The sequence below is a fragment of the Prevotella sp. CAG:592 genome (assembly GCF_000436015.1).
Classification (GTDB): domain Bacteria; phylum Bacteroidota; class Bacteroidia; order Bacteroidales; family Bacteroidaceae; genus Prevotella; species Prevotella pectinovora.
Genome location: NZ_FR892517.1, coordinates 35,946 through 62,851, shown reverse-complemented (window position 1 = coordinate 62,851; position 26,906 = coordinate 35,946). Strand labels below are relative to the sequence as shown.

The following is a 26,906-nucleotide window of genomic DNA, read 5'->3' as shown; positions in this document are numbered from 1 at the left end:
TCTCCTCTCGCCTTGCATTATCTTTGCAAGAGAAACAATTTATCAGACTAAATATCATCAACTAAAAATGGAAGCACAGATTACAAGAAGACCTTATACTATAGGTCTTGATCTCGGAGGAACAAATGCCGTTTTCGGCATCGTTGATGCTCAGGGAAATATCCTGGAGCATACGTCAATAAAAACACAGCAATACAGTACGGCGGAGGATTTCGTGAACGCCGGAGTTGAAGCTCTTATGCCAATCGTTGACAAAGTGGGAGGAATAAACAAAATCGAAGGAATGGGCATCGGAGCGCCAAACTCCAACTTCTACGACGGTACGATAGCATACGCCCCAAATATTTCGTGGGCGCATGAATGCGTTGTGCCTTTCGCTAAGATGTTCAGCGACAAGCTGTCTGTCCCAGTGGCTATAACAAACGACGCCAATGCTGCAGCTCTCGGCGAGATGACTTATGGCGTGGCAAAGGGAATGAAGAACTTCATCATGATTACCCTTGGCACGGGAGTGGGGGCTGGTATCGTCATCAACGGACAGATGGTGTATGGTTCTGACGGTATGGCCGGTGAGCTCGGTCACGTCATCATGCGCAGAGAGAATGGCAGAACTTGCGGTTGTGGCAGAAAGGGATGTCTTGAGGCGTATTGCTCTGCTACAGGAGTGGCACGCACGGCAAGAGAATTTCTGGGAACATCCAACGAACCATCGTTGTTGCGCGACATGAATCCAGAGGAGATCACATCTCTGGATGTTTCAAAAGCCGCTGCCAAAGGCGACGCTCTCTCTCTCAGAGTGTATGAGTTCACTGGAAAGATGCTCGGCGAGGCTTGTGCCGACTTCATGACATTCTGCAGTCCGGAGGCATTCGTGTTCTTCGGCGGACTGACAAAGGCTGGCGACTTGCTTATGAAGCCATTGATAAAGGGTTATGAAGAGAACGTGTTGGGAATTTTCCGTGGAAAGGCAAAATTCCTTGTCAGCTCACTCGACGGCGCCGGTGCTGCAGTTCTGGGCGCAAGTGCGATTGCCAAGAATATTGAACACTAATTTTTAATCAACTATCAATCGGTTGCGGAGTGTAGCATTAAAAAAACGCTCATTGTCGCAGCCGATTGCTTTTTTTATTTGTTTTAAAGTGAAGAACGACAACGTAAAAGCATTGTTTTTCGATATAGACGGTACGCTGGTAAGCTTCAAGACACACCAGATACCACAGTCTACTGTCGATGCCATAGCCCAGGCAAAGGCTAATGGGGTAGGAGTGTTTATCTCTACGGGCAGACCGTTGCCTATAATTACGAATCTGAAGGCTATAGAACAATACATAGATGGATATATAACGACCAATGGAGCACTCTGCATAGTGGATGGCAAGGCGATATGCTGCAATCCAATCCCCATGGCAGATGTTGATGTCATGATGGCGGATGCCGAAAAGAATGACTATACCTGCATCGTGGTTGGTGAGAAGAGAATTGGCGTGTATAATCCCAAACAGGTGTATTATGATGTGTTCGTGAGGGATCTCGCTGTCCAGAATATCGATATGGCTATTGATGTGAAGGACATTATGAGGAATGAGCAGATTCTTCAGCTTACGCCCTTCTTCTCTGCGGAATATGAAAAGGAAATCATGGAGAAGATGCCGGGCTGCGTGTCGGGACGTTGGAATCCTGCATTTACGGATATTACGGCAGAGCAGGCTGACAAGGGAAAAGGACTTGAAGCAATGGCGCAATATCTGGACCTCAACATTTCGGAAACCATGGCTTTTGGCGATGGCGGAAACGATGAGTCGATATTGCGGCGTGCGGGAATCGGTGTGGCAATGGGAAATGCCGGTGACGAGGCGAGGGCTGCTGCTGATTATATCACTACCTCAGTTGATGATGACGGTGTGAAGAATGCGCTGGAGCATTTCGGCGTTATCTAAATCAGAAACTTGAGTATATTGTTCTGATCTGGTTTGTGTATGTTCAGTTACCAGATAAAACAATGACCCCGGAGTATATGTTCCGAGGTCATAATTTTATTGGATAGTCTGTTTACTTTGCCATTTCCTTGATGTAAACATCGCGTTTCGGGAATGGCATTTCTATGTCGTTTTCGTTGAGCGTGTTGTAGATGCTCTCCATGATCATGCTCTCTGTAACTACCTGTTTCGTTACGTCAACCCAGCATACGAATTTGAAGTTTATGCTGTTGTCGCCGAATTCCTTGAACAGTACGCTTGGCTGTTTCTCTTTGTCGATATAGGGAATATGAAGTTTCTCGATGGCGTCGGTAACGACTTTTTTCATTCTCTCCACATTAGTGCCATAGCCCACTCCGAAGTTTACTACAGAAAGCTCGTAACCATGGTTGCGGGTCAGATTCTTGTAGTTCTTGGTGAACAGCTGGGAGTTCTGGAATGCGATCACCGAACCGTCGGTGGCTTCTATCATAGTGCTTGTGTAGCTTATGCTGCTCACTTTTCCTCGAGTGCCGTCACACTCTATCCAGTCACCGATGTTGATACGGCCAGCCATTAGCGATATTCCATAGTATATGTTTTCGAGAATATCCTTGGATGCGAAGCCGACACCAGTGGACAGACCACCCGAAACGACAACCAGCCAAGTGTTGCTCACATGGAGAATGGCGAGGCTTATCAGCAGCCATGTGCCCCAGACTACAACCTGCACGATGTTCTTTCCCATCACGTTGCGGCTGGCAGCCGTGCGAGAGTCTATGTTCATCAGGTGCAGTCGCATGAATTCTATCGTTATATAACTGATATAAGCGAAAACAAACCATAGTGCCAATACCGTGGCAATGGATGATATGCTGACGCTGAAGTTGCTGACGTCGATGAAACGGGTGGTGAAGATGCGCATCATCTGGTCGCTGAGGTTGAAGACGTCGGCAGCCCAATATATGGAAATCAGTATGGAAGAGATTGCCATCAAGGGGATTATGACTTTCAGAAGCAGTCTGTATATCCATGTCTTGTTTATAGGTTTCTCCTCAAGATGATGCTTTGCGGCGTATTCGCTCATCCAACTTGCCAAGCAGCTGATTGTCAGGATGCAGGTGAGCTGCATTATCCACCAAATCAACATCTGCACGCTGAGGAGAGTGAATCCTATCCATGAGCACACGACGCTCGTCGCGAATACCAGCAATGAGATGTATGTCAGGAACATATCAGACCGGGGTATCTTCTCGTTGTGTCTTCTTATCACGTTCCATTGCCATAGTGTGCAGAGCAATAGGACCGGAGGGAAAATCAGGTTTACCAAGTCGTTAGGCACCAGCGTGATGCGGAATGTTATCACTATGAATCCCACCAACGTTAGCGGTGAGTAGATGCGGAAGGCGCTCTTTATCTGTTTGCCGTCTACCCTCAGAAGTAGTGATATCAGGATTACGCCAAGCAGCCAGGCATATTCAACGAGCAGGTTGCTCGCCATGGTGATGAAATTCTGGTTCACCGTGCTGCGTATGATGCCGATAAGAATTGCAAATGTTATTGTGGATGTCGCCATCATGATGCACGGACGTTTCAGCATGAACTGTTCGGTGCGGAATTTCTTCGGCATCAGAAAGCGTATTGCGAGCATGTTCAGGAGAATGGCTATGATGCCATAGAAAAGTATGCTGACGAACAATCCGAAGATCATACGAGAGTCCCACTGCGAGTGGAGCTTCTTGGAAGAACGGTATTTGTCGTTTACCGTTTCGGTTGTCTTGCTCACTTGAGTGCCGAGATTGGCTAGGATACTGAAATAGTTTTCTCCGCCATTCCGGAATATGTTGTTCTGAATTTCACTGTATCTGCCGTTGGCATAATCGTTGAGGCTTTTCAAGTGATTCTCTGTCAGGTTGTAATACTTTATGTAGTCCTGCAGCATGGATTTGTTTTCCGTCATGTTGTTACGGATGCTTACCGCCAGGGTGAGACACACGTTGCGGTTTACCTTTGCCTTGTCGCTAAGAGCGAAGGTGGGCATGGAACTGAGCGAGTTTACAAGGCTGTCGTAGCGGGCGATTTCACTGTCCAATTGCGTGATATACGACCGGAATGGCAGAGAACTCTTGCGGAAATTGCTGAACTGGTCGGTTGCCTCATGACATGCGTAAGCAAGGTCAAAAACATATTCCGGCTTCTGAGAATAAAGCATGAGGGCATTTTGATTACTCTTTGCAAGAATGGAGAAGAGGTTCTTCCTTATCAGCTCACTGCTGTTCTTGTATTTCATCTGTCTCTTTTTCTGCTCTTGGTGATAAGTGGTCAATTCATTTCTGAGTATCGACAATGTGTTGTCAAGGTCTTTCTCCTTGAGCACGGCATTGCAAGAAATGGTGATTGTTATTGCGAACAGAAATAGTAAAAACAGTCTCTTCTTCATATTGTTCTTTATAAAATTATTGTTTGTCTTTTTTTGTTGTATTACAGTTCCCGATTTGATTTGTTTTTGCAGAGTCGCGTTTGTCGTCACTGGCATGCTGCAATTAGAAATTGCGATTTTCCGTTTTGCAAAGATAATGCATTTTCTTCAATGTTAAGTTTGCCAACTCACACTTTTTTTATTAATTTTGCCACGTTTTAATTACTACCATCAAATGTCAGACATTACCATCAATAAAGAATTGCCATTGACGCTTTTTGCCGACAGTGGCAGTACGAAGACAGACTGGTGTCTCGTTTCAGGCAGACAACCGGTATTCAGTTGTCATACCCAAGGCATAAATCCTGCACATCAGACAGAAGAACAGATCAGAAATATCCTGGTAAGAGAGTTGCTGATGCAGTTCAGGGCCAACGTTGCGGAGTTGTGGCATGAAAGTCGTGGCAATGTTGATGTGCGTTTCTATGGGGCGGGATGTCGTGGCGAAGCAGCCAAATCGTTGAAGGCAATATTGGTGGGCTGTCTGTCTGTTGCAGATGGTAAAGTCTTTGTAGACAGTGACTTGATGGCTGCGGCTCATGCTCTTTGTGGAGGTGAGGAAGGTATTGCATGCATTCTTGGAACTGGAGCCAACTCCTGTTTGTTTGATGGCGAGAAGATAGTAGCCAATATATCACCGCTGGGATATATACTCGGTGACGAGGGTAGCGGGGCCGTTCTCGGGAAACTTTTCTTGAATGCCGTTTTCAAAGGCGGACTGCCGAAAACCTTGTGTGAGGAATTCTTTGAATCTACAAATCTTGATTTGGACGATATCATAAGACGTGTCTACAAGGAACCGCTGGCAAACCGTTTTCTTGCTTCTTTGTCGCCGTTTATTTATAAACACCTCGATGTGCCGGAATTAGAGGCGATCGTCGTGGAAAACTTCAAGGCTTTCTTTGTAAAGAATGTTGACCGCTATGAAAGAAAAGACCTTAAAGTAAATGTTGTGGGTAGTGTGGCACATTATTACGAAAAGCAACTTGTCGAAGCAGCAAGACAATGCGGATATACCGTTGGGAAAATAATCAAAAGCCCGATGGAAGGATTGGTTGCTAACGTGTTGAAATGAAATATTAAAAACCTAAAAATCTATATCAAATGAAAACTTTCAAAATAGGCCTGCTGCCTAAGATTATCATTGCCATTGTCTGTGGTGTAGTGTTCGGAATGTTTTTGCCGGGAGAGGTCGTCAGGGTGTTCCTCACGTTCAACGGCATTTTCAGCCAGTTCCTTGGCTTCCTTATTCCATTGCTGATTCTCGGACTTGTTGCTCCAGCTATTTCCGACATCGGTCAGGGAGCCGGCAAAATGTTGATTGCCACTACAGCTTTGGCTTATTTCGCTACGGTGACATCTGGACTCCTGTCTTATGCGGTTAGTGAGCTTACGTTCCCGTCGCTTATTGACACACAGACTACGGCGGCGTCGTTGGCGACGACAGAGGCGATGGCTCCGTTTTTTACCGTTGAGATACCAGCTCCAATGAATGTTATGACAGCCCTTGTGTTAGCTTTCACCCTCGGTCTGACAACGGCAACAATGCAGTCTGTGGCGTTGAAAAACGTTATGAAGGACTTCATGCAGGTAATCATCAAGACCATCAATGTGGCAATAATTCCACTTTTGCCGATATACATTTTCGGTATATTCCTCAATATGGCATACACCGGTGATGCAGCACGCGTATTGACAGTATTCGTGAAAATCATCGGAGTGATTTTCGTGATGCATATCTTCTTGCTCATATTCCAGTATTGTGTAGCAGGCGCATTTGTGGGAAAGAATCCGTTCAGACTCTTGGGACGGATGCTGCCGGCTTATTTCACAGCGCTCGGAACACAGTCTTCAGCTGCCACTATTCCCGTGACTCTCCGACAGACTATAGCCAATGGAGTGAATAAAAGCATAGCGGGTTTCGTCATACCTCTTTGTGCAACAATCCACATGTCGGGAAGCGTGATGAAAATCGTTGCCTGTGCCATGGCGCTCATGATGATGCAGCATATATCATACGATTTCGTCACCGTTATAGGATTCATTCTGATGCTTGCAATATCTATTGTCGCTGCTCCGGGTGTTCCTGGTGGAGCGATAATGGCATCTCTCGGTGTACTGGCTTCAATATTGGGCTTCACAGAGGCAGACCAAGCCCTTATGATTGCCCTATATATCGCAATGGACAGCTTCGGAACTGCATGTAATGTGACAGGTGACGGTTCTCTGGCTTTGCTGATAGACAAGTGGTTTGGAGGTAAGGATAAGTCGGAGAAATAATCTTATTTTACGATTTGTTTACCTTTCATTGCAGATTATAATATAAAATATGTATCTTTGCAAACGATTTTGACAGTCAAATTTTTTATTTAATAAAATATTTATGTATTTTATCCTATTTATTACCGTTATCTTGACGGCAGTTGTATTGGTTGTAGGAGCGTATGTAGTTGCGAAACTCATTGGCCCTAGGTCGTACAACCCAGTGAAGGGACAGCCTTTTGAGTGCGGTATCCCAACGCGCGGCACATCATGGGTGCCAATGCATGTGGGTTACTACCTCTTTGCCATTCTCTTCCTGATGTTCGACATCGAGACAGTGTTCCTATATCCATGGGCTGTGGCAGTCAGCAAGTTTGGTCCAATGGCTTTGTGTAGCATTGGATTCTTCCTCTTAGTGTTGGTGTTTGGCCTTGCTTATGCTTGGCGGAAAGGAGCGTTGGAATGGAAGTAAGAAAACCCGTTATCAAAAGCATTCCTTACAACGAGTTTAAGGACAATGATACTCTTGAGAAGATAGTAGACCAACTTCATGAAGGCGGTTGCAATGTGGTGCTCGGTTCCCTTGATCAGGTGATCAACTGGGGAAGAAGCAACTCGTTGTGGTCGCTCACTTTCGGTACCAGTTGCTGTGGTATCGAATTCATGTCTGTGGGTTGTGCGCGCTATGACTTCTCACGTTTCGGATTTGAGGTGACACGTAACTCTCCACGTCAGGCAGACCTTATCATGTGTGCCGGTACTATCACAAACAAGATGGCACCGGTATTCAAACGTCTTTATGATGAGATGGCTGAGCCAAAGTATGTCGTTGCCGTCGGAGGATGCACCATCAGTGGCGGACCTTTCAAAAAGAGCTACAATGTAGTGCGTGGTATCAATGAACTCGTGCCTGTTGATGTGTATATCCCAGGCTGTCCTCCACGTCCTGAGGCAATCCTCTATGGTATGATGCAGCTCCAGAGAAAGGTTAAGATCGAGAAGTTCTTTGGTGGCGCTAACCACAAGATGACAAAGGAGGAGAAGGAACTTTCAATGAGCAAGGGAGGTCTCCGTGGATTGAGCAACGAGAACCTTCAGGATTCTCAGAAGCTCGGACATCCGGAGCCAATCATCGTGACTGATGTTCCCGCTGATTTCAAAGTCGGCGACCTCGCTGATTCTGAGAAAAACCAAACTGTATAATATAATAAGGTATAAGACATGAAACTGAATAATATAGAACTCACTTTCGAAAACTTCGCCAATGAAATGGCAAAGCTGAAGAACGAGAAGCATTTCGATTACCTTGTTACTATAATCGGTGAGGACTTCGGTGAGGAAGGACTGGGTTGTATCTACATTCTTGAAAACACTCAGAACAATGAGCGTTGTTCTGTAAGGACAATTGCCAAGAAAGTGGATGGTAGTGATGTTATCCCTACCGTAACAAACCTCTGGAAAGCCGCAGACTTACTTGAGCGTGAGGTATTCGACTTCGTAGGAATCAAGTTCCTTGGACATCCAGACATGCGCAGACTCTTCTTGCGTACTGATTTCGTGGGACATCCATTGCGCAAGGACTTTGATATGAGTCCGGAAGCAAACAAGTTCCCTCTGACTGATGAGCCTGAGGACGATTTCACAGTAGAGTATTCACTCGACAAGGATGGTCATTTGGTGGAAACAAAGCATCGCTTGTTTGAAGAGGACGAATATGTAGTAAATATCGGTCCTAACCATCCGTCAACTCACGGTGTGCTGCGTTTGCAGACCGTTATCGACGGTGAGACGGTAAAACGCATTTATCCTCATCTCGGATATATCCATCGCGGTATAGAGAAAATGTGGGAGGGAATGACTTATCCTCAGACATTGGCTCTTACAGACCGTCTTAACTATCTCTCTGCAATGATGCATCGTCATGCTCTCGTGGGTGTGATTGAAGAGGCGATGGGAATAGAATTGTCAGACCGCATCCGCTACATCCGTACTATCATGGATGAGCTGCAGCGAATCGACAGCCACTTGTTGTTCTTGGGCTGTACAGCTCAGGACCTTGGAGCACTCACAGCATTCTTGTATTGCATGCGCGACCGTGAGCATGTGCTCAATGTGATGGAGGAGACAACTGGTGGTAGACTCATTATGAACTACTATCGTATCGGTGGTCTTCAGGCTGATATCGATCCTAATTTCGTTGAGAATACAAAGAAACTCTGCAAGTATTTGAGACCTAAGATTCAGGAGTATCTCGATGTGTTCGGAGATAACGTCATCACACATAAGCGACTTGAAGGCGTTGGCCCTATGGATAAGGAAAACTGTATCAACTATGCGGTGACTGGTCCTGCAGGACGTGCTGCCGGTTGGAAGAACGATACACGTAAGCGTCATCCATACGATTGCTATGACAAAGTGAACTGGGAGGAGATTACCATGACAGGTTGTGACTCTATGGATCGCTATTATGTTCATATCAAGGAGCTTTATCAGAGTCTTGACATTATCGAACAACTTATCGACAACATCCCAGAGGGAGAATATTACATCAAGCAGAAACCAATCATAAAGGTTCCTGAGGGACAGTGGTATTTCTCTGTAGAGGGTGCAAGCGGTGAGTTCGGAGTATATCTTGACTCAAGAGGTGACAAGAGTCCTTATCGTATGAAGATGCGTCCGATGGGTCTTACTCTGGCAGGTGCTCTCGATTCGATGTTGCGTGGACAGAAAATCGCTGACCTCATCACAACCGGTGCGGCTATCGACTTCGTAATCCCTGACCTTGACAGATAATCGAAAAATGAATTAAGGGGTTGGAAACATTCGATGTATTCTAAACTCTAAAATCAAAATTTATATTATGTTTGACTTTAGTAACGTAACAATATGGTTCGACGCTCTTCTCCGCCAAACTCTTGGACTTGGAGATTTCTGGTCGATCCTTATCGAGTGCATACTGGTTGGCGTACTTATTCTTGCAGGTTATGCCATACTTGCTATTTGCTTGATTTTCATGGAACGTAAGGTTTGTGCTTACTTCCAGTGCCGACTTGGTCCGATGCGTGTCGGTCCATGGGGTATATTCCAGGTTTTTGCCGACGTTCTGAAAATGCTCATCAAGGAGATTTTCACTGTAGACAAGGCTGACAAGCTGCTGTATTTCGTGGCACCTTTCCTTGTTATCATTGCTTCGGTGGGCACCTTCTCTTTCTTGCCATGGAATAATGGCGCTGAGGTGCTGAACTTCAACGTTGGTGTGTTCTTGCTGACAGCGGTGTCAAGTATCGGAGTGGTTGGTATCTTCCTCGCCGGTTGGGCAAGTAACAACAAGTATAGTGTCGTTTCGGCTATGCGTGGAGCTGTTCAGCTCATATCTTACGAAATGTCTCTCGGCTTGTGTCTCATTACTGCAGTAATACTTACAGGTACAATGCAGGTTAGCGGTATCGTTGAAGCACAGGTCGGACCATGGAACTGGCTAATCTTCAAAGGTCATGTTCCTGCTATTATAGCCTTCCTGGTTTTCCTCGTAGCTGGTAATGCAGAAGCAAACCGTGGTCCGTTCGACTTGGCTGAGGCTGAGAGCGAGTTGACAGCCGGTTATCATACAGAGTATTCTGGTATGGGATTCGGTTTCTATTACCTTGCAGAGTATCTTAACCTCTTCGTGGTATCTGGAATCGCAACCACTGTATTCCTTGGAGGATGGGCACCTGTAAATATCGGTATTGAAGGTTTCGATGGAATCATGAACCTCATCCCTGGTATCGTATGGTTCCTTAGCAAGACTTTCGCCGTTGTTTGGTTGCTTATGTGGGTACGTTGGACTTTCCCACGTCTGCGTATTGACCAGATATTGAAACTTGAGTGGAAATATCTCATGCCGCTTTGTCTCATCAACTTGGTGCTTATGACTATCATTGTGGCATTTGGCTGGCACTTTTAAATAAGGAGTTTAAATAGATATGGAAGATAATAATAAATCATATTTTGGAGAAATTGGTTCTGCTGTAAAGACTCTCGCCATTGGTATGAAGACTACTCTTACTGAGTATTTCACCAAGAAGAGCACTGAGCAGTATCCTGAGAACCGCAAGACAACGCTCCATGTGTCGGCTCGCCATCGTGGCAGACTTGTTTTCTCACGCGACGAGAACCAAAACTACAAATGCGTTGGCTGTACATTGTGTGAGAAGGCTTGTCCTAATGACTCGATAAAGATTCTTACAGAGATGGTGGAGGACCCTGAGACGGGCAAGAAGAAACGCAAGTTGGTTGACTATCAATATGATCTCGGAGATTGCATGTTCTGTGAACTATGTGTCAATGCATGCAATTTCGATGCCATTCATTTCACGAATGACTTCGAGAACTCTGTCTTTGATAGAGACAAGCTCGTTCTTCACCTTGACAAGGAGGTATATACCGGAGGAAGCCTTCCTAACCTCATAGATGGTGGAGCACCTCTTGAAATCGGTAAGTTTAACACCAAAACAAAATAAGGAGGACATAAGAAATGGCTAATATTATAATGTTTGGCATTCTTGCCGTAGTAATTCTGGGTTCTGCTGTTATGTGTGTCGCTACAAAGCGTATCATGCGTGCAGCCACATTCCTGCTCTTCGTTTTGTTCGGTGTTGCTGGATTGTATTTTATTCTTGACTACACTTTCTTGGGTGCTGCCCAGTTGAGTATCTATGCTGGTGGCATCACGATGATGTATATCTTTGCTATTCAGCTCGTTAATCGCCGTACACTTCAGGGCTTGGTAGAGCATGTGAAAGGAAGCCGTGCCATTGGCGCTGCTCTTGTAACTCTCGCTGGCTTCCTTACAGTGACTATTGTTCTGCTCAAGAATGAATTCTTGTTCAGAGCATGTGAGGTTGCTGACGAGGAGGTTTCAATGAATGTCATTGGTGAGGCTCTTGTTGGAAGCGAGAAATACCAGTATGTTTTACCGTTTGAGTTCATTTCTGTATTCTTGCTCGCTTGCATTATCGGCGGCATCGTTGTGGCTCGTAAAGAAAAGGAGGATAAATAATTATGGTACCTGTAGAATGTTATTTTGTGCTTAGCGCACTTCTGTTCTTCATCGGCGTTTACGGATTCGTCACTCGTCGTAACTTGATAGCAATGCTTATCTCCATTGAGCTTGTGCTCAATGCTGTGGACATCAATTTCGCTGCCTTTAACAGACTGCTCTTCCCTGGCGAATTCGAGGGCTTCTTCATGACCCTTTTCTCAATGGGCGTAAGTGCGGCAGAAAGTGCAGTGGCTATCGCTATAATTATTAATGTTTACCGTAATTTCCACAGCGATCAGGTGAACAGTATTGAAAACATGAAATATTAATAAGTTATGGATTATACATATTCATTGTTGATACTTCTCTTGCCATTGTTGAGTTTCCTCGTCATTGGCTTGCCCGATTTTGCGGGAAACAAGTATGCATGGTCGCATAAAACAGCCGGTCTTATCGGAACCTGTTCTATTGGATTGGTTACTGTGTTGAGCTATATCACAGCTTTCCAGTATTTCACAGCTCCGCGTTTGGCTGACGGAACTTTTGCGACATTAGTACCATACAATTACACTTGGTTGCCACTCGGTAATCTTCACTTTGATTTAGGTATCCTTCTTGATCCTATTTCAGTGATGATGCTGATTGTCATTTCCACAGTTAGCTTTATGGTGCACATTTATTCATTTGGCTATATGCATGGTGAGAAGGGATTCCAGCGCTATTACGCTTTCTTGTCTCTCTTCACAATGTCAATGCTAGGACTTGTTCTGGCTACCAACATTTTCCAGATGTATATGTTCTGGGAGCTCGTGGGTGTCAGCTCATATCTTTTGATCGGATTCTATTATGGATTGCATGCAGCAGTTCATGCTAGTAAGAAGGCATTTATAGTGACTCGTTTCGCTGATATGTTCTTCTTGATCGGTATTCTCATCTTCGGATATTATACAGGTTCATTTAACTTCTCTTTCACTGGAACTGAAGTTCATATTGCAGAGGGAATGACAGCATTCACAACATGTGATGCTTCACGTGCTGCAGCCGCAGGAGGTTTCATTCTTCCTACAGCTCTCGTGCTGATGTTTATCGGAGGTGCTGGTAAGTCTGCCATGTTCCCACTTCACATCTGGTTGCCAGATGCTATGGAGGGACCTACACCTGTTTCTGCGCTTATTCATGCTGCGACCATGGTGGTTGCAGGAGTAGTGCAGATTGCTCGTCTGTTCCCTATTTGGATTGAATATGCTCCACAGGCAATGGAAATAGTCGTGTATGTAGGAGCGTTTACTGCTTTCTATGCTGCTGCTGTGGCATGTGCACAGAGTGATATCAAGCGAGTACTTGCATTCTCTACGATTTCTCAGATTGCCTTTATGATGGTGGCACTTGGCGTTTGCTTGCCAGGTCATCATGGTGCTGTTCTCGACAATCATGCCCAGCTTGGATATATGGCATCTCTATTCCATCTCTTCACACATGCTATGTTCAAGGCTTGTCTTTTCTTGGGTGCTGGTTGTATCATTCACGCTGTTCACTCAAACGAGATGTCTGCGATGGGTGGTCTGAAGAAATATATGCCTATTACCCATGCCACATTCTTGATTTCCTGTCTTGCTATCGCTGGTATTCCATTCTTCTCAGGCTTTAGCTCTAAGGATGAGATTATCACTGCATGTTTTGAGCATTCTCAGTTCATCGGTTGGTGGATGACTGGTGTTGCCGCTATGACAGCGTTCTATATGTTCCGTCTTTACTATGGTATTTTCTGGGGTACAGAGAATAAGGAACTTCATGCTCATCACACTCCACACGAGGCTCCGCTGACAATGACCTTCCCATTGATATTCTTGAGTATTATTACCGTCGGCGTTGGTGTCTTCACTACGCTTGGTGGTTTCTTGGATTGGAGCTGGGCAAGCTTCGGTGAGATAGTAAGTGCTGCAGGTACTGCATATACAGTACATTTCGCTCCTCAGGTAGCTATCACTTCTACAGTAATTGCCGTTATTTCAATTGCTCTTGCTACATATATATATAAGGGTGAGAAACAGCCGATTGCTGACAAGTTGTATAAGACATTCCCTCGTCTTCATCGTTGGGCTTACAAACGTTTCTATATGGATGAAGTCTATATGTTCGTCACACATAAGATTTTGTTCCGTTTTGTATCTCGTCCGGTTCAGTGGATTGATGAGCATATCATCAATGGTCTCATTGATTTCAGTGCATGGGGTGCAAACGAAGCTGGCGAGAGTCTCCGTCCTTGGCAGAGTGGTGATGTACGTCAATATGCCGTTTGGTTCCTGACTGGAGCTGTTGCATTAACATTAGTATTACTTAGCATATTATAAGAACGATGAGTATATTAAGTATATTTGTAGTAATCCCAGTTTTGATGTTGCTCGGCCTTTGGGCTGCCCGTGACATCAAGCAGGTCCGTACGGTGATGGTCATAGGATCATCATGTCTGTTGGCAATGTCAATTTGGTTGACATTACATTTCATTGGAGAGCGCGCTGCAGGAAACACTGAAGAGATGATTCTTCAGTCATCTACAGTTTGGTTTGCTCCTCTTCACATCAACTATGCAGTTGGTGTTGACGGTATCTCTGTAGTGATGTTGCTTCTTTCAAGCATCATCGTCTTTACAGGAACTTTCGCTTCGTGGAAATTACAACCTTTGACGAAGGAATTCTTCATGTGGTTTACATTGCTTTCTACTGGAGTTTATGGTTTCTTCATCAGCATCGACCTTTTCACGATGTTCATGTTCTATGAGGTTGCCCTTATTCCTATGTATCTATTGATTGGTTATTGGGGATCAGGAAGAAAAGAATATGCAGCAATGAAGTTGACTCTTATGTTGATGGGTGGATCTGCACTTATCATCTTGGGTCTTGTTGGTATCTATTTCTTCAATGGTGCTTCAACAATGAACATCCTGGAGATTGCTCATAACAATCATATTCCTGATGCAGTACAGAATGTTCTGTTCCCATTCGTGTTCATTGGTTTCGGAGTGCTTGGTGCTTTGTTCCCATTCCACACTTGGTCTCCTATCGGTCACGGTTGTGCACCTACTTCTGTGTCAATGCTTCATGCTGGTGTGCTTATGAAACTTGGTGGTTACGGTTGTTTCCGCATTGCCATGTTCCTGCTTCCTCATGCGGCTCAGGATTTGGCTTGGATATTCCTTATCCTTACCACAATTTCTGTAGTATATGGTGCTTTCTCTGCATGTGTACAGACAGACTTGAAGTTTATCAATGCTTATTCTTCAGTCTCTCACTGTGGTCTTGTGCTTTTCGCACTACTTATGATGACAAAGGTATCTTGCACAGGTGCAATACTTCAGATGCTTTCTCATGGTTTGATGACCGCTTTGTTCTTTGCCCTTATCGGTATGATATATGGCAGAACACATACACGTGATATCCGCAAGCTCGGTGGTCTGATGAAGATCATGCCATTCCTTTCAGTAGGATATGTCATTGCAGGTCTTGCCAACCTTGGTTTGCCTGGTTTCTCTGGTTTCATTGCCGAAATGACAATTTTCACAGGTTCATTTGAAAATCCAGACACATTCCATCGTTGCTGTACGATAATTGCAATCACCTCAATTGTTGTTACCGCGGTTTATATCTTGCGTACAGTAGGTTTCATCTTGTTTGAGAAAGTCAAGGATGAGCACTATCTCACATTGACAGATGCAACATGGGATGAGCGCTTTGCTGTTTGCTGTTTGATATTCTGTGTTGCAGGTCTTGGATCATTCCCATTGTGGGCTAGCAATGCAATTACAGATGCAGTGACACCAATTCTCCAAGTCGTTAACTTATAATTAATCAGTAGGACAAAATGGATTATAGTCAGTTTTTTAATATGATACCAGAGGCTGGCCTTATTGCAGTGCTGGTAATAGTATTCCTCGCCGATCTTATTCTGAAAGGTGAGAAGAAACATTCTGTGTTGAGCCTGCTGACAGGCGCTCTCTTCATTTGTCAGACAGCTCTCTGCTTCTATGCAGAACCAGCTTCTGTCTTTGGTGGATGCTATGAGTCAACTCAAGCAGCCAATGTTATGAAGATAATTCTTACAGCTGGTGCGTTCATCGTTTTGGTGATGTCACAGTCTTGGCTTGAGCGTGCTGACGTGAAGAACAAGGAAGGTGAATATTATGAACTCATCATTTCAACCCTCTTGGGTATGTATGTGATGATTTCTTCAGGACATTTCCTTATGTTCTTCTTAGGATTGGAAATGGCATCAGTTCCTATGGCATGTCTGGTGGCTTTTGACAAGTTCAAGAAGAACTCAGCTGAGGGCGCTGCCAAGTTTATCCTTACGGCAACATTTTCAAGTGGTGTAATGCTTTATGGTATTTCATTTATCTATGGTGCTGTCGGTACATTGTATTTTGGTGATGTAGCTGCACAAATCAGTGCTTCGCCACTGACAATTCTTGGATTGGTGTTCTTTTTCAGCGGACTTGGTTTCAAGATTTCTCTTGTTCCATTCCACTTCTGGACTGCTGATACCTATCAGGGTGCACCAACAGCAGTAACTGGTTATCTTAGTGTAGTTTCAAAGGGAGCTGCAGCGTTTGCTCTGATGACGATTCTTATGAAGGTTTTCGCACCGATGGTTGAGTATTGGGAATATCTTATGTATATAGTAATTCTGCTTACCATCACCATTGCTAACCTCTTTGCTCTCCGTCAGAAGGAGTTGAAACGATTCATGGCATTCAGTTCTATTTCTCAGGCTGGATACATAATGCTTGCTGTAATAGGAAACAGTGCTATGGGTCTTACAGCTCTCATGTACTATGTGTTGATTTATGTTGCAGCCAATATGGCAGTTTTCACTATTATCAATGTTGTAGAGACACGTGGAAATGGCAATACCAAGATGAACTGCTACGATGGGTTCTATGGAACGAATCCAAAACTTTCGTTCTTGATGACCTTGGCGTTGTTCTCTCTTGCAGGTATTCCACCTTTCGCAGGAATGTTCTGTAAGTTCTTCGTGTTCATGGCAGCTGCTGAACAAGGTTCAACATTGGCATACCTTGTTGTATTCATTGCTTTGTTGAACACAGTACCAAGCTTGTACTACTATCTGAAGATTGTGAAGTGCATGTATATCAATCAGACCGAAACACCGTTGCCAACGTTCAAGAGTGACAACAATACTCGTTTTGCTCTTGCACTTTGTACTATAGGCATATTACTGTTTGGAGTTTGTAGCTGTGTTTATGATTGGCTGGCACAAGCAGCAGGAATGTGATTTATTTGATATAATAAAAAATGATGTCAAATTCAATATTGGATTTGGCATCATTTTTTTTATTGTTTTTTTGACATATTTTCAATTGTTTATTCTTATGTCAAAAAAATACATTACCTTTGCCAACCATTCAGAAATAATTATTTCGAGTTAAACTAGTAAACAAATAATGAACATCCCTATAAGGTTTCTTTTACTCTTTTGTGTGTTGATTTGCAAGAGCTGTCTGCTTTCGGCTGTTAATGGACATGACTTGAATATTGTGATTCTTGGAGATTCAAACACCTCTATTGGTGGAGATGATTGTACGAACCCTAAAGGTTGGTCAAAATGGTTTGCAGATAAAATTTCTCCCAAGACATGTAAAAGCTATGCAAGAAGTGGTGCTACTTGGACGAATACTGTCAGAACCCGCTATGACATAGTAGAAAACACACAAGTCCTTTCAGACAACAATGTGATATTCAATCAGATGAACAGATTGATAACTGCTTGTGATAACCAACAGCAGCCTTCGCCAGACCTGATACTGATTGCTGCAGGTACAAACGACGCATGGTTTAACAGTAAGCGTCCTGGGATATTTTCGAAAACAGTAGAACAGGCATTCGGTACACCTAATACATTTAATGCACCTCAGAAAGTTTCTTCTGTAGTGTCTTTAGCAGGTTCTGTCAAATTGATTTGTGAGAAACTGATGTCCCGATTTCCTGATGCCCAAATAGTGCTCCTTTCACCTATGCAGACTACGAAAGCATCCTATGATATTATCAATAAAGTTGGAAATATTCTTGAAGAATGTGCCCATCGTATGTCAATTCCTATAATTAGGCAGGATTATATTACAGGTGTGTATTCTTCCAGAGAGACGAATGGCTATTTTTTGACAGTTGATGGCACTCATACATCAGAGAGAGGTGCTCGGCGAAACGGATATCTCATTGCCAATCAGATTACTTCCTTGTTGTGCTATTAATTTACTTGTTTTAGTTTTCACGAAATCTTTTTCAAACATAATAATCTCAGCAAATGATATTTTCTGATCTCTTTTTTCTCTTCGCTTTCCTTCCGGCTTTCTTTCTATGTTATCTATTGGCAGCGGTCGGTGATAAGGAACTGTTTTCAAGTAGAGTTCCTGCTTTAGACCCGTCACAAATGGCATGTAGAAATGTTCTCAAGAATGCTGTTCTTGTTGTTTTCTCGTTGATTTTCTATGCATGGGGTGAACCAGTCTATGTGTTCCTTATGCTTTTCAGTTCTTTGATAAATTATATATCAGGTCTAAATATAGCTGGCAGGATGCAGTCAAGACGAAAGACTGCACTCGTTGTGGGTATAAGCTTAAACCTTTTGATGCTCGGCATATTCAAATATCTTGGTTTCTTTGCGGGAATACTTTCTGATTTGGGGATGAATATCAAGGTCCCCAATATAGCTTTGCCTATAGGTATCAGTTTTTACACCTTCCAGTCTATTTCGTATCTTGTAGATGTTTACAGGAACGAATCTCCTGTTCAGCGTCGTTATCCAGACCTGTTGCTTTATATATCAATGTTTCCACAACTTGTTGCCGGTCCAATTGTGCGTTATGGTACAGTGGCAAATGAGATAGCCAATCGTCGTGTCAATAGCAGGGACATTGCAGATGGCTCATACCGCTTCCTTATTGGTCTTGGGAAAAAGGTAATCTTGGCAAATCAGCTTTCTGAGATTTCTGACCAATTCCTTGTCAACGGTCTGAATGATTTAACCACGACAGGAGCTTGGTTGGGTATCGTAGCGTTTACATTCCAGATATATTTTGACTTCTCTGGTTATTCTGATATGGCTATCGGACTCGGCAGAATGTTGGGTTTCCATTTCAATGAGAACTTCAACCATCCTTATTGTTGTGATACTATAACTGATTTTTGGCGTCGATGGCATATTTCGCTAGGTAGCTTTTTCAGAGATTATGTATACATTCCAATGGGAGGAAACCGTAAACATCAGGCCGTCAACATCCTTGTCGTATGGTTCCTTACAGGAATGTGGCATGGTGCGAGTTGGAACTTCATCATTTGGGGTGTATATTTCGGCATAATAGTGATGACGGAGAAATACACTCTGCTGAAAGTTAAGGACAACATACCATCTCCCTTGCTCCATTTATATAGCCTGTTGCTTGTAGTGATAGGATGGGGAATATTCTATTTTGATGATTTCGGCAGAATGCTCGTCTTCTTCAAGAGTTTCTTTGGAGGAGGCAAAACGTTTGATAGCTTTGTCACTCACAGCGCTTTTCTCGACCATTTCTGGATATGGGTAGCAGCTATAGTGTTCTCAATGCCGTTGCGCAAGACCGTCACCTCTTTTGTGCTTCATAGACAAGAAGAATCATCGGTTCCCTCTGTTTACAATGCCATGTCGCTCATTGTAAAGACGGTATTCTCCGTTGTTATGCTTGTTGTATGTGCTGCACTACTCGTTGGTGCAACTAACAATGCCTTTATTTACACTCGTTTTTAATGATGAAATGATATATCAAATGAAAAGAATAAGACTAATCTTGCTTCTGTCTTTTGCTGCATGTTCAATAATGCCAGTGTTTTCACAAATTCAAAAGCAAGAATCCCAATATTCCAATGCGGATACAATTAATGATGACTCCAAATATGAAGTACGCAGAGCGCGTGCCGGCATAATTGTAATAGACAACGGAGCCGAAACTCGGGCTTTCGAACCCTTTGGCGGAACACAAGTTGGAGCAATGTCATACGCAGAGATGGTAAACAGTTATAAGCAGGCATTTGGTGATAGCGTTGCGGTTTATTGTATGACAATTCCCAATGCAGTAGCTTACTATTGTCCTGAAGAACAGCGCTCATGGACAAATAATGAGAAGTCCGTTCTTGATAAGCTCTATGCAAGCCTCGATAATACAATAATACCGGTGAAAATCTACGATGAGTTGGAATCTCATAAAAGTGAGCCTATTTATTCCCGTACAGACCATCATTGGGCTCCATTAGGTGCATATTATGCATCGCGTTGTTTTGCAAATGCTGCAGGTGTGAATTTCAGACCCCTTTCATCCTATGATGCCCAGACGGTGCACAACTACGTAGGAAGTATGTACACCTTCTCTAAAGATATTGCCGTTAAGAATGCACCAGAAGATTTCGTCTATTATATGCCTCAGGGAATAGACTACAAGAGTTGGTTTATCAATTATACGTTGAGTAAAGGCAAGACGGTAGGTGAAAGTGCTCCTATTGAACGAAACTTCTTCATACATTATAAAGACGGTAGTGCCGGCGCATATTGTACCTTTATGGGAGGAGATACCCGTACTGTCAAGGTAGTGACAGGAAACAAGAATGGAAGACGGCTTATGATATTGAAGGACAGTTATGGAAATGCACTTCCTGCATATCTATTCTATGGCTTTGAAGAAGTGCATGTGGTAGATTTTCGTTATTTCCCTCACAGTATACGTAAATATGTTGCTGACAATTCAATAACAGATGTCTTATTTGCCAATAACTTGATACACGCTTGTTCGCCATCTACGACAAGGAAATATCTCAATATGCTGGCCCGATGAATGGAGGCTGGCTGTCGCTATTTAAGTAGGGTGACTTGCTTGAAAATGATTTGTAAGACAATTTGCTTATACTATAACAATATCAATTACATATATGACTAACGAGAGTTCAAAGAAATATTCAGCAGTATACATCGTTTTAATGAGCATTGCTTTCTTCTCAATAGCATTGGTCTTTAATTTCTTTCCTCGCAGTAAAGTGTCGGAATTGGAAAAAAGAGAACTTGCCGCTTTTCCAAAGTATACGGAAGACGCCTTGTTGAGTGGTGAGTTTACCAAGAAAGTCTCATCATGGTATAGCGACAGTGAACCATACCGTGATGTGTTGATGCAACTCAGTATGACGATAAAAGACATTATAGGTATAGCCCCGACAGAAAACAATGTCAGGTTTCATGCTGCAAAAACAACTGTGCCGGCAGATGACGAATACGATGATGCGTCGGATAGAAATGTTGGAGCATATAAGAATGAAATAACCGCTGACGATAATGCCAAGATTGCCAATGCCGGTATAATTGTAGTAGGAAAAGGTGATAAAGTCAGGGCGTTGATGGCCTTTGGCGGTAGCTCAAGAGGAGGTGGCCAATATTCTGAGGCTGCAAACAAATACAAAGAGGTTTTCGGTGATAAGGTACATATTTATTGTATGGTGATACCTACAGCCGCGGAGTTCTATTGTCCAGACAATGCCCTTTCATGTACTCGTCCTCAGCGTCCGACCATTAACCATATATATTCTCAGCTTAGTCCGAAAGTGAAGGCCGTTGATATATATACTCCACTTGGCCAACATGCAAAAGAAGACATATATTTGCGTACTGACCATCATTGGGCACCTCTTGGAGCCTATTACGCCGCTCAGAAATTCGCTCAGGTCGCTGGCGTTCCTTTCAAGCCCCTCTCAAGTTATGAGCGTAAGGTCGTGCATGGATATGTAGGTAGCATGTATGGCTATTCAAACGACATATCTGTCAAGAATGCCCCAGAGAATTTCGTCTACTATGTGCCGAAGAATGTAAAGTATACCACTACATATATAGATTATACTGTGGATAAGAATTATCATGTTACTTCAGTAAGTAAACCTTACAAGAGCATATTCTTTTACCATTATAAAGATGGAAGCGGTGGAGCATACTGTACCTTTATGGGTAGTGACATGAGGATCACTCAGGTCAGGACGGGAATGAAGAACCATCGGCGCCTGATGATTCTGAAGGACAGTTTCGGCAATGCCATTCCTGGTTATCTCTTTTACAGTTTCGAAGAGATACATGTTGTAGACTATCGCTATTTCGGTCGTAATATGAAGAAATATGTGGAGGAGAACAAAATAACGGATATTTTGTTTGCCAATAATATCTTCAATGCTTATTCTCCTAAGATATACAAGCGTTATCTCAATTTTTTGACGCAAGGTGACAATGTTCTGGTTGCTCCTGCGACTAAAAGTAAGGCCGCAGTCAATGCAAAAGAAAAAACAACAGAAAATGATGCTCATGACAAAATGCCTAATGAAAAGCGACACAAGGAAACTGTTCCTGTTTCAGAAGGTGAGCCTAAAGTAGAGACCAAGTCTTCACATCAGGCAACGCCCAATGAAAAGGGGGATAAAGAATGAAAAACAAACAGGACATGAAAAGGGTGAATATGACCTTTTGCATGTCCTGTTTGTTTTTGATGTACTTTTGTGCAGACTTTCTGGTAATCATTACATACTCCCGTCTGCAGAATTAACAATTATGCCTTGTTGGCTTTCAGCAAGTCTCTGATTTCAGTCAGAAGCAGCTCTTCCTTCGTCGGAGTTGTAGCTGCGACCGTTTCCTCCTTCTTCTCTTCCTCTTTTTTCTTTCTTGCCATCTTGTTTATTCCCTTGATGAGCATAAATACGCAGAGGGCGATGATGATGAAGTCGAAAGTCGTCTGAAGAAAATTGCCATAGTTGATAGTGGCAGGCTGTAATTTCTCAATTCCAACGTCAACCGATGGCAGTGTTACTTTCAGATCTCTGAAATTGACACCTCCGATAAGCCATCCGATGGGCGGCATGATGATGTCGTTCACTATAGAAGATATGATTTTTCCGAAAGCGCCACCGATAATCACACCGACTGCCATGTCAACGGCATTTCCTTTTACCGCAAACTCCTTAAATTCATTTATAAATTTGCCCATAGATTATTTTTATATAATTTAATAATTAAAGTTGATGCAAATATAGATATTTTTTGTAACTTTGCCGCCGTTAAAGAGGGAAAAGTTTAAAGTGGATGCTAATCTTCTCTTTTATATAATAGTAGAATTCAGGTATAACTGATTAGGCATGTAATTTAAAAGAAATATTTTATTATTTTCAACTTAAAATAAACATTACAATGATTAAGATTGGTATTAACGGTTTTGGTCGTATCGGCCGTTTCGTTTTCCGCTCAACATGTGAGGCTGAGAACGCAAAAGAAGTTCAGGTTGTAGCTATCAACGATCTTTGCCCTGTAGATTACATGGCATATATGTTGAAGTATGATACAATGCACGGACGTTTCAACGGTACAGTTGAGGCAGATGTTGAGAAGAACGAGTTGATCGTTAACGGAAACCACATCCGCGTTACTGCTGAGCGTGATCCTGAGAACTTGAAGTGGGACGAGGTAGGTGCAGAGTATGTAGTAGAGTCTACAGGTCTCTTCCTCGCTTATGATAAGGCTGAGAAGCACTTGAAGGCAGGTGCTAAGTACGTAGTGCTTTCTGCTCCTTCAAAGGCTGACGCTAACGGAAATCAGGCAGACATGTTCGTTTGCGGTGTAAACACAGACAAATACAACGGACAGAAGATCGTTTCTAACGCTTCTTGTACAACTAACTGCTTGGCTCCTATCGCTAAGGTGCTGAATGACAACTTCGGTATCGAGAACGGTTTGATGACTACTGTTCACTCTACAACAGCTACACAGAAGACTGTTGACGGACCTTCTATGAAGGACTGGAGAGGTGGTCGTGCCGCTGCTGGCAACATCATCCCTTCTACAACAGGTGCAGCTAAGGCTGTAGGTAAGGTTATCCCTGAGCTGAACGGCAAGCTGACAGGTATCTCTATGCGTGTACCTACATTGGACGTATCTGTAGTTGACCTGACTGTAAACCTCGCAAAGCCTGCTACTAAGGAGGCTATCTGCGCTGCTATGAAGGCTGCTTCAGAGGGCGAGTTGAAGGGTGTACTCGGATACACAGAGGATGCTGTTGTTTCTTCTGACTTCCTTGGCTGCCCATTGACTTCTATCTTCGACGCTAACGCAGGTGTATACCTCACAGACAACTTCGTAAAGGTTGTTTCTTGGTATGACAACGAGATCGGTTACTCTCACAAGGTTGTTGACCTGATCAAGATCATGAAGAAGCACAATGGTTAATTCATTGGCGTTTTTTCCGCAATTATAAAAAAAAGACCGTTCGGCATTGCCGTGCGGTCTTTTTTTATTAATTTTGTAAACCAATATTGTATTTCTAACTTTAAACGTAACTTGATATAGCCGAAATGATACCGATGATAACAATTCTTGGCCCTACGGCAAGTGGCAAGACAGATATTGCCACACATCTTGCAGCCGAACTGTCTGCAGAGATAATTTCTGCTGACAGTCGTCAGGTGTACAGGCGAATGGATATTGGTACAGGAAAAGACCTTGCGGACTATGTCGTTGATGGTAAGCGTGTGCCTTACCATCTGATAGATATTGTTGAGCCAGGCACCAAGTATAACCTATTTGAGTATCAGAGGGACTTTCTTGAGGCGTATAATGATATAAGGAGTCGTGGCAAGAATGTAATTTTGTGTGGTGGAACCGGTTTGTATATAGAGTCGGTGCTCAAGGGGTACAGACTTATTCCAGTGCCGGAAAATAAAGAGCTGAGGCATAAACTTGAGGGAAAATCCCTTCTCGAATTGACGTCAATTCTCGAACGTCTAAAGGCTGAAAACAACTCCAATATGCACAATTCTACGGATGTCGATACTTCTAAACGTGCAATACGTGCCATAGAAATTGAGATGGCGTACAAAGAGGCGCATATTGAAGAAAGGACATTTCCGAAGATAGACAATGTTATTATCGGTGTAGGCATAGACAGGGATTTGCGTCGCATGAAAATCACGCGGAGACTTGACCAACGCCTTCATGACGGAATGGTTGACGAAGTGAAATCCCTGCTTGATTCTGGCATACCGGCCGACGACCTCATATATTATGGACTTGAGTATAAGTTCGTGACAGAATATATATTAGGGAAATCGACGTTTGAAGAGATGCACCGTTCATTAGAGATTGCAATACATCAATTCGCCAAACGGCAGATGACATGGTTTCGTGGTATGGAGCGTCGTGGTTTTACTATCCATTGGATAGATGCAGCTGATAGTATGGAAGAGAAAATTAACGAAATAAAGAAGGTATTATGAAAGAGCAAACTCGTTGGGGAATACTTTATTGCCCTAAGCACAGTGTCACAAGTCCGATGCGACGTTGGAAGAAAATAGAGAAGATACTCAATGCGTATCAAATCGACTATGATTTCGTTCAGAGTGAGAGTAGCGACAGTGTGGTTCGGCTAATCTCGATGTTTATCAGCAATGGCTATAAGACTATAGTTGTTGTCGGTGGAGATTCTGCGCTTAATGATGCCGTGAATTGTCTGATGAGTACCGACAAGGCTACTCGTGAATCAATAGCTCTTGGAGTTATTCCAAATGGAATGATGAATGAGTTTGCCCGTTATTGGGGGTTCAAGGCGAGTGAGCCTGAGCAGACCATAAAATGGTTGCAAGAAAGGAGGATAAGGAAGGTAGACCTCGGTTGTATCCGATATACAAACAAGAAGAACGAAAAGTGTCATCGTTATTTCCTTAATTGTGTTAATATAGGACTGTTGTCTGCAATAATGAATCTCAGAAACCAGACTCGTCGTCTTCTTGGTTCGCGTACTTTGTCATACCTGTTCTCTATGGCTTTGATGGTGTTCCAGCGTCTGGAATACAAGATGCATCTGAAAATAAACAATGATGTTGTCAAGCGTAAGGTGATGACTGTATGTGTTGGCAACGCTGAGGGTTATGGCCAGACGCCCAATGCTGTGCCGTATAATGGGTTGCTTGATGTCTCGGTGGTTTACCATCCAGAGATGATGCAGTTGATAGAAGGCTTTTATCTTTTGTTTACAGGTAAGTTTCTCAACCACAAGAGCGTACACCCTTATCGTACTCGTCGTGTTGATGTTCTTGATGCTTCTCATGCTATTGTATCCGTAGACGGCAGACTGCTCAAGACACCAGTCGGTGAGTATAGTATAGAGGTGGAGCAGGAAGTCATCAATTTCCTTATTCCTGAGTAATTACTATTATATGTTGTCTCTCATTATGGCAGATATCCGTCAAATACGACATTGTGGACTAATGACCGTTAATGGGTAAATAGGGTAGGGCGTAGTAGTGTTGTATTTATCCGTTTTCGGATATCTTTTTCAGCTCGTTCTCGTTGATGATTTTTATTTTCCTTCCGTCTATCGCTATGATTTTTTCAGCAGCGAAGGCGGAAAGGGTTCTTATGGCATTGCTCGTTGTCATGTTAGACATGCTGGCGAGCTCCTCTCTGCTGAGGTATATGCTCATTGTATATCCGTCGGCTTCAATCCCATATCTGTCTTTAAGTATAATTAGCGTTTCTGCCAGTCTGCCGCGGATATGCTTCTGTGTGAGGTTTATTGTCCTGCAATCAGCTTTTCCCAGTTCTATTGCCAGTTGTTTGATTAGTTGCATACATACATTGTTGTTTTGGTGCATCAGCTTGACAACCAGCTTCATAGGCATCGAAGCAACAATCGAATGTTCAAATGCAATTGCCGACGTGAGATAGTCGTCTTCTGCAAAATATGCTCTGAAGCTGAATATCTCTGACTGGCGTATTGTACGCAAAATCTGGTCGCGTCCCATTGCGCCGCTTTTGCATATCTTTACCTTTCCTGTGATGAGCCATTTGATGCTTTCAGGTATTTCCAGTTCTTTGTATATATAGTCGTTCTTGTTGTACTCCTCAACCGTTATATTCTCTGAAATTATCTTTTTCTCGTTGTCTGTCAGTGGTTCCCACAGGCTAAAAATGATGTCTTCAATCTTTTCCGTGCTAATTTCTTTGACTTTTACCATTTACCAAAACCTATTGTGCTGTTTGAGTTGTTTTATCCTTAGACTTTTTTCAATTTGCAAAAATACTGCTTTTTTCTTAAATGTTTAAACTTTACACTCAATTTTTATGTTATATA

24 protein-coding genes are annotated in these 26,906 nt (G+C 43.2%); 21 read left to right on the top strand and 3 right to left on the bottom strand.

Annotation, left to right across the window (positions count from 1 at the left end; genetic code table 11):
* The first annotated feature begins 67 nt into the window (after positions 1–67).
* Together QVO99_RS02350 and QVO99_RS02345 are read left to right on the top strand one after the other, a co-directional pair.
* The gene (locus QVO99_RS02350; RefSeq protein ID WP_022315988.1) at positions 68–1,051 is read left to right on the top strand and encodes an ROK family protein; all 984 of its coding nucleotides are present in this window, start codon (positions 68–70) and stop codon (positions 1,049–1,051) included.
* A gap of 88 nt (positions 1,052–1,139) precedes the next feature.
* Positions 1,140–1,937 (top strand): Cof-type HAD-IIB family hydrolase, encoded by a 798-nt coding sequence (locus tag QVO99_RS02345; protein WP_044073237.1) that lies wholly within the window; start codon positions 1,140–1,142, stop codon positions 1,935–1,937.
* A 112-nt stretch (positions 1,938–2,049) separates the two neighbouring features.
* Here the strand turns inward: QVO99_RS02345 and QVO99_RS02340 are convergent, their stop codons facing one another.
* A complete protein-coding gene (locus tag QVO99_RS02340; RefSeq protein ID WP_022315986.1) occupies positions 2,050–4,395 on the bottom strand; it encodes a mechanosensitive ion channel family protein in 2,346 nt (781 codons plus the stop codon).
* Between the two features lie 247 nt (positions 4,396–4,642).
* On the opposite strand from QVO99_RS02340, the gene QVO99_RS02335 reads away from it, so the two are divergent.
* The 16 genes from QVO99_RS02335 (at position 4,643) to QVO99_RS02260 (ending at position 22,218) form a co-directional block, all read left to right on the top strand.
* Complete coding sequence (locus QVO99_RS02335; protein WP_042517224.1) at positions 4,643–5,509, top strand: hypothetical protein; 867 nt, start codon at positions 4,643–4,645, stop codon at positions 5,507–5,509.
* Between the two features lie 29 nt (positions 5,510–5,538).
* Positions 5,539–6,714, top strand: coding sequence for a dicarboxylate/amino acid:cation symporter (locus QVO99_RS02330; RefSeq protein WP_022315984.1), 1,176 nt, complete (start codon positions 5,539–5,541; stop codon positions 6,712–6,714).
* A 103-nt stretch (positions 6,715–6,817) separates the two neighbouring features.
* Positions 6,818–7,168 carry an NADH-quinone oxidoreductase subunit A gene (locus QVO99_RS02325; RefSeq protein ID WP_022315983.1) on the top strand — a complete coding sequence of 117 codons (351 nt, stop codon included), beginning with the start codon at positions 6,818–6,820 and terminating at the stop codon, positions 7,166–7,168.
* Positions 7,159–7,899 (top strand): NADH-quinone oxidoreductase subunit B, encoded by a 741-nt coding sequence (locus QVO99_RS02320; RefSeq protein WP_022315982.1) that lies wholly within the window; start codon positions 7,159–7,161, stop codon positions 7,897–7,899. Before QVO99_RS02325 ends, QVO99_RS02320 begins: the two co-directional genes overlap by 10 nt.
* Before the next feature lie 18 nt (positions 7,900–7,917).
* Positions 7,918–9,489: an NADH-quinone oxidoreductase subunit C gene (locus tag QVO99_RS02315; protein WP_022315981.1), complete on the top strand. Its 1,572-nt coding sequence runs from the start codon at positions 7,918–7,920 to the stop codon at positions 9,487–9,489.
* Between the two features lie 67 nt (positions 9,490–9,556).
* Positions 9,557–10,642 carry an NADH-quinone oxidoreductase subunit NuoH gene (gene nuoH, locus QVO99_RS02310; protein WP_022315980.1) on the top strand — a complete coding sequence of 362 codons (1,086 nt, stop codon included), beginning with the start codon at positions 9,557–9,559 and terminating at the stop codon, positions 10,640–10,642.
* A 19-nt stretch (positions 10,643–10,661) separates the two neighbouring features.
* A complete protein-coding gene (locus tag QVO99_RS02305; protein WP_022315979.1) occupies positions 10,662–11,198 on the top strand; it encodes a NuoI/complex I 23 kDa subunit family protein in 537 nt (178 codons plus the stop codon).
* Between the two features lie 14 nt (positions 11,199–11,212).
* Positions 11,213–11,737: an NADH-quinone oxidoreductase subunit J family protein gene (locus QVO99_RS02300; protein WP_022315978.1), complete on the top strand. Its 525-nt coding sequence runs from the start codon at positions 11,213–11,215 to the stop codon at positions 11,735–11,737.
* 2 nt (positions 11,738–11,739) lie between these two features.
* On the top strand, positions 11,740–12,048 hold the full coding sequence (gene nuoK / locus QVO99_RS02295) for an NADH-quinone oxidoreductase subunit NuoK (protein WP_022315977.1): 309 nt from the start codon (positions 11,740–11,742) through the stop codon (positions 12,046–12,048).
* Between the two features lie 6 nt (positions 12,049–12,054).
* Positions 12,055–14,070, top strand: a complete 2,016-nt coding sequence (nuoL, locus tag QVO99_RS02290) for an NADH-quinone oxidoreductase subunit L (protein WP_022315976.1) — start codon at positions 12,055–12,057, stop codon at positions 14,068–14,070.
* Positions 14,071–14,075: 5 nt separating this feature from the next.
* On the top strand, positions 14,076–15,560 hold the full coding sequence (locus tag QVO99_RS02285; RefSeq protein ID WP_042517173.1) for a complex I subunit 4 family protein: 1,485 nt from the start codon (positions 14,076–14,078) through the stop codon (positions 15,558–15,560).
* Between the two features lie 17 nt (positions 15,561–15,577).
* Positions 15,578–17,008 carry an NADH-quinone oxidoreductase subunit N gene (locus QVO99_RS02280; protein WP_022315974.1) on the top strand — a complete coding sequence of 477 codons (1,431 nt, stop codon included), beginning with the start codon at positions 15,578–15,580 and terminating at the stop codon, positions 17,006–17,008.
* Between the two features lie 169 nt (positions 17,009–17,177).
* On the top strand, positions 17,178–17,984 hold the full coding sequence (locus QVO99_RS02275) for an SGNH/GDSL hydrolase family protein (protein WP_022315973.1): 807 nt from the start codon (positions 17,178–17,180) through the stop codon (positions 17,982–17,984).
* Positions 17,985–18,037: 53 nt separating this feature from the next.
* Positions 18,038–19,516: an MBOAT family O-acyltransferase gene (locus QVO99_RS02270; RefSeq protein ID WP_022315972.1), complete on the top strand. Its 1,479-nt coding sequence runs from the start codon at positions 18,038–18,040 to the stop codon at positions 19,514–19,516.
* A gap of 19 nt (positions 19,517–19,535) precedes the next feature.
* Positions 19,536–20,594, top strand: coding sequence for a DHHW family protein (locus QVO99_RS02265; RefSeq protein ID WP_287072188.1), 1,059 nt, complete (start codon positions 19,536–19,538; stop codon positions 20,592–20,594).
* Positions 20,595–20,688: 94 nt separating this feature from the next.
* Entirely contained in the window at positions 20,689–22,218 is a 1,530-nt protein-coding gene (locus tag QVO99_RS02260; RefSeq protein ID WP_022315970.1) for a DHHW family protein, read from the top strand.
* Positions 22,219–22,337: 119 nt separating this feature from the next.
* On the opposite strand, the gene mscL is transcribed toward QVO99_RS02260, so the two are convergent.
* Complete coding sequence (gene mscL / locus QVO99_RS02255; protein WP_022315968.1) at positions 22,338–22,772, bottom strand: large-conductance mechanosensitive channel protein MscL; 435 nt, start codon at positions 22,770–22,772, stop codon at positions 22,338–22,340.
* Positions 22,773–22,972: 200 nt separating this feature from the next.
* Between mscL and gap the strand changes: the two genes are divergently transcribed.
* From gap to QVO99_RS02240, 3 genes are all read left to right on the top strand, one after another.
* Entirely contained in the window at positions 22,973–24,004 is a 1,032-nt protein-coding gene (gene gap, locus QVO99_RS02250) for a type I glyceraldehyde-3-phosphate dehydrogenase (RefSeq protein ID WP_022315967.1), read from the top strand.
* Between the two features lie 134 nt (positions 24,005–24,138).
* Positions 24,139–25,050: a tRNA (adenosine(37)-N6)-dimethylallyltransferase MiaA gene (miaA, locus tag QVO99_RS02245; protein WP_288176881.1), complete on the top strand. Its 912-nt coding sequence runs from the start codon at positions 24,139–24,141 to the stop codon at positions 25,048–25,050.
* Positions 25,047–25,979 (top strand): diacylglycerol/lipid kinase family protein, encoded by a 933-nt coding sequence (locus QVO99_RS02240; RefSeq protein WP_022315965.1) that lies wholly within the window; start codon positions 25,047–25,049, stop codon positions 25,977–25,979. Before miaA ends, QVO99_RS02240 begins: the two co-directional genes overlap by 4 nt.
* Positions 25,980–26,085: 106 nt before the next feature.
* Here QVO99_RS02240 and QVO99_RS02235 read toward each other — a convergent pair whose 3' ends face one another.
* Positions 26,086–26,790 (bottom strand): Crp/Fnr family transcriptional regulator, encoded by a 705-nt coding sequence (locus QVO99_RS02235; protein WP_022315964.1) that lies wholly within the window; start codon positions 26,788–26,790, stop codon positions 26,086–26,088.
* Between the last annotated feature and the right edge of the window lie 116 nt (positions 26,791–26,906).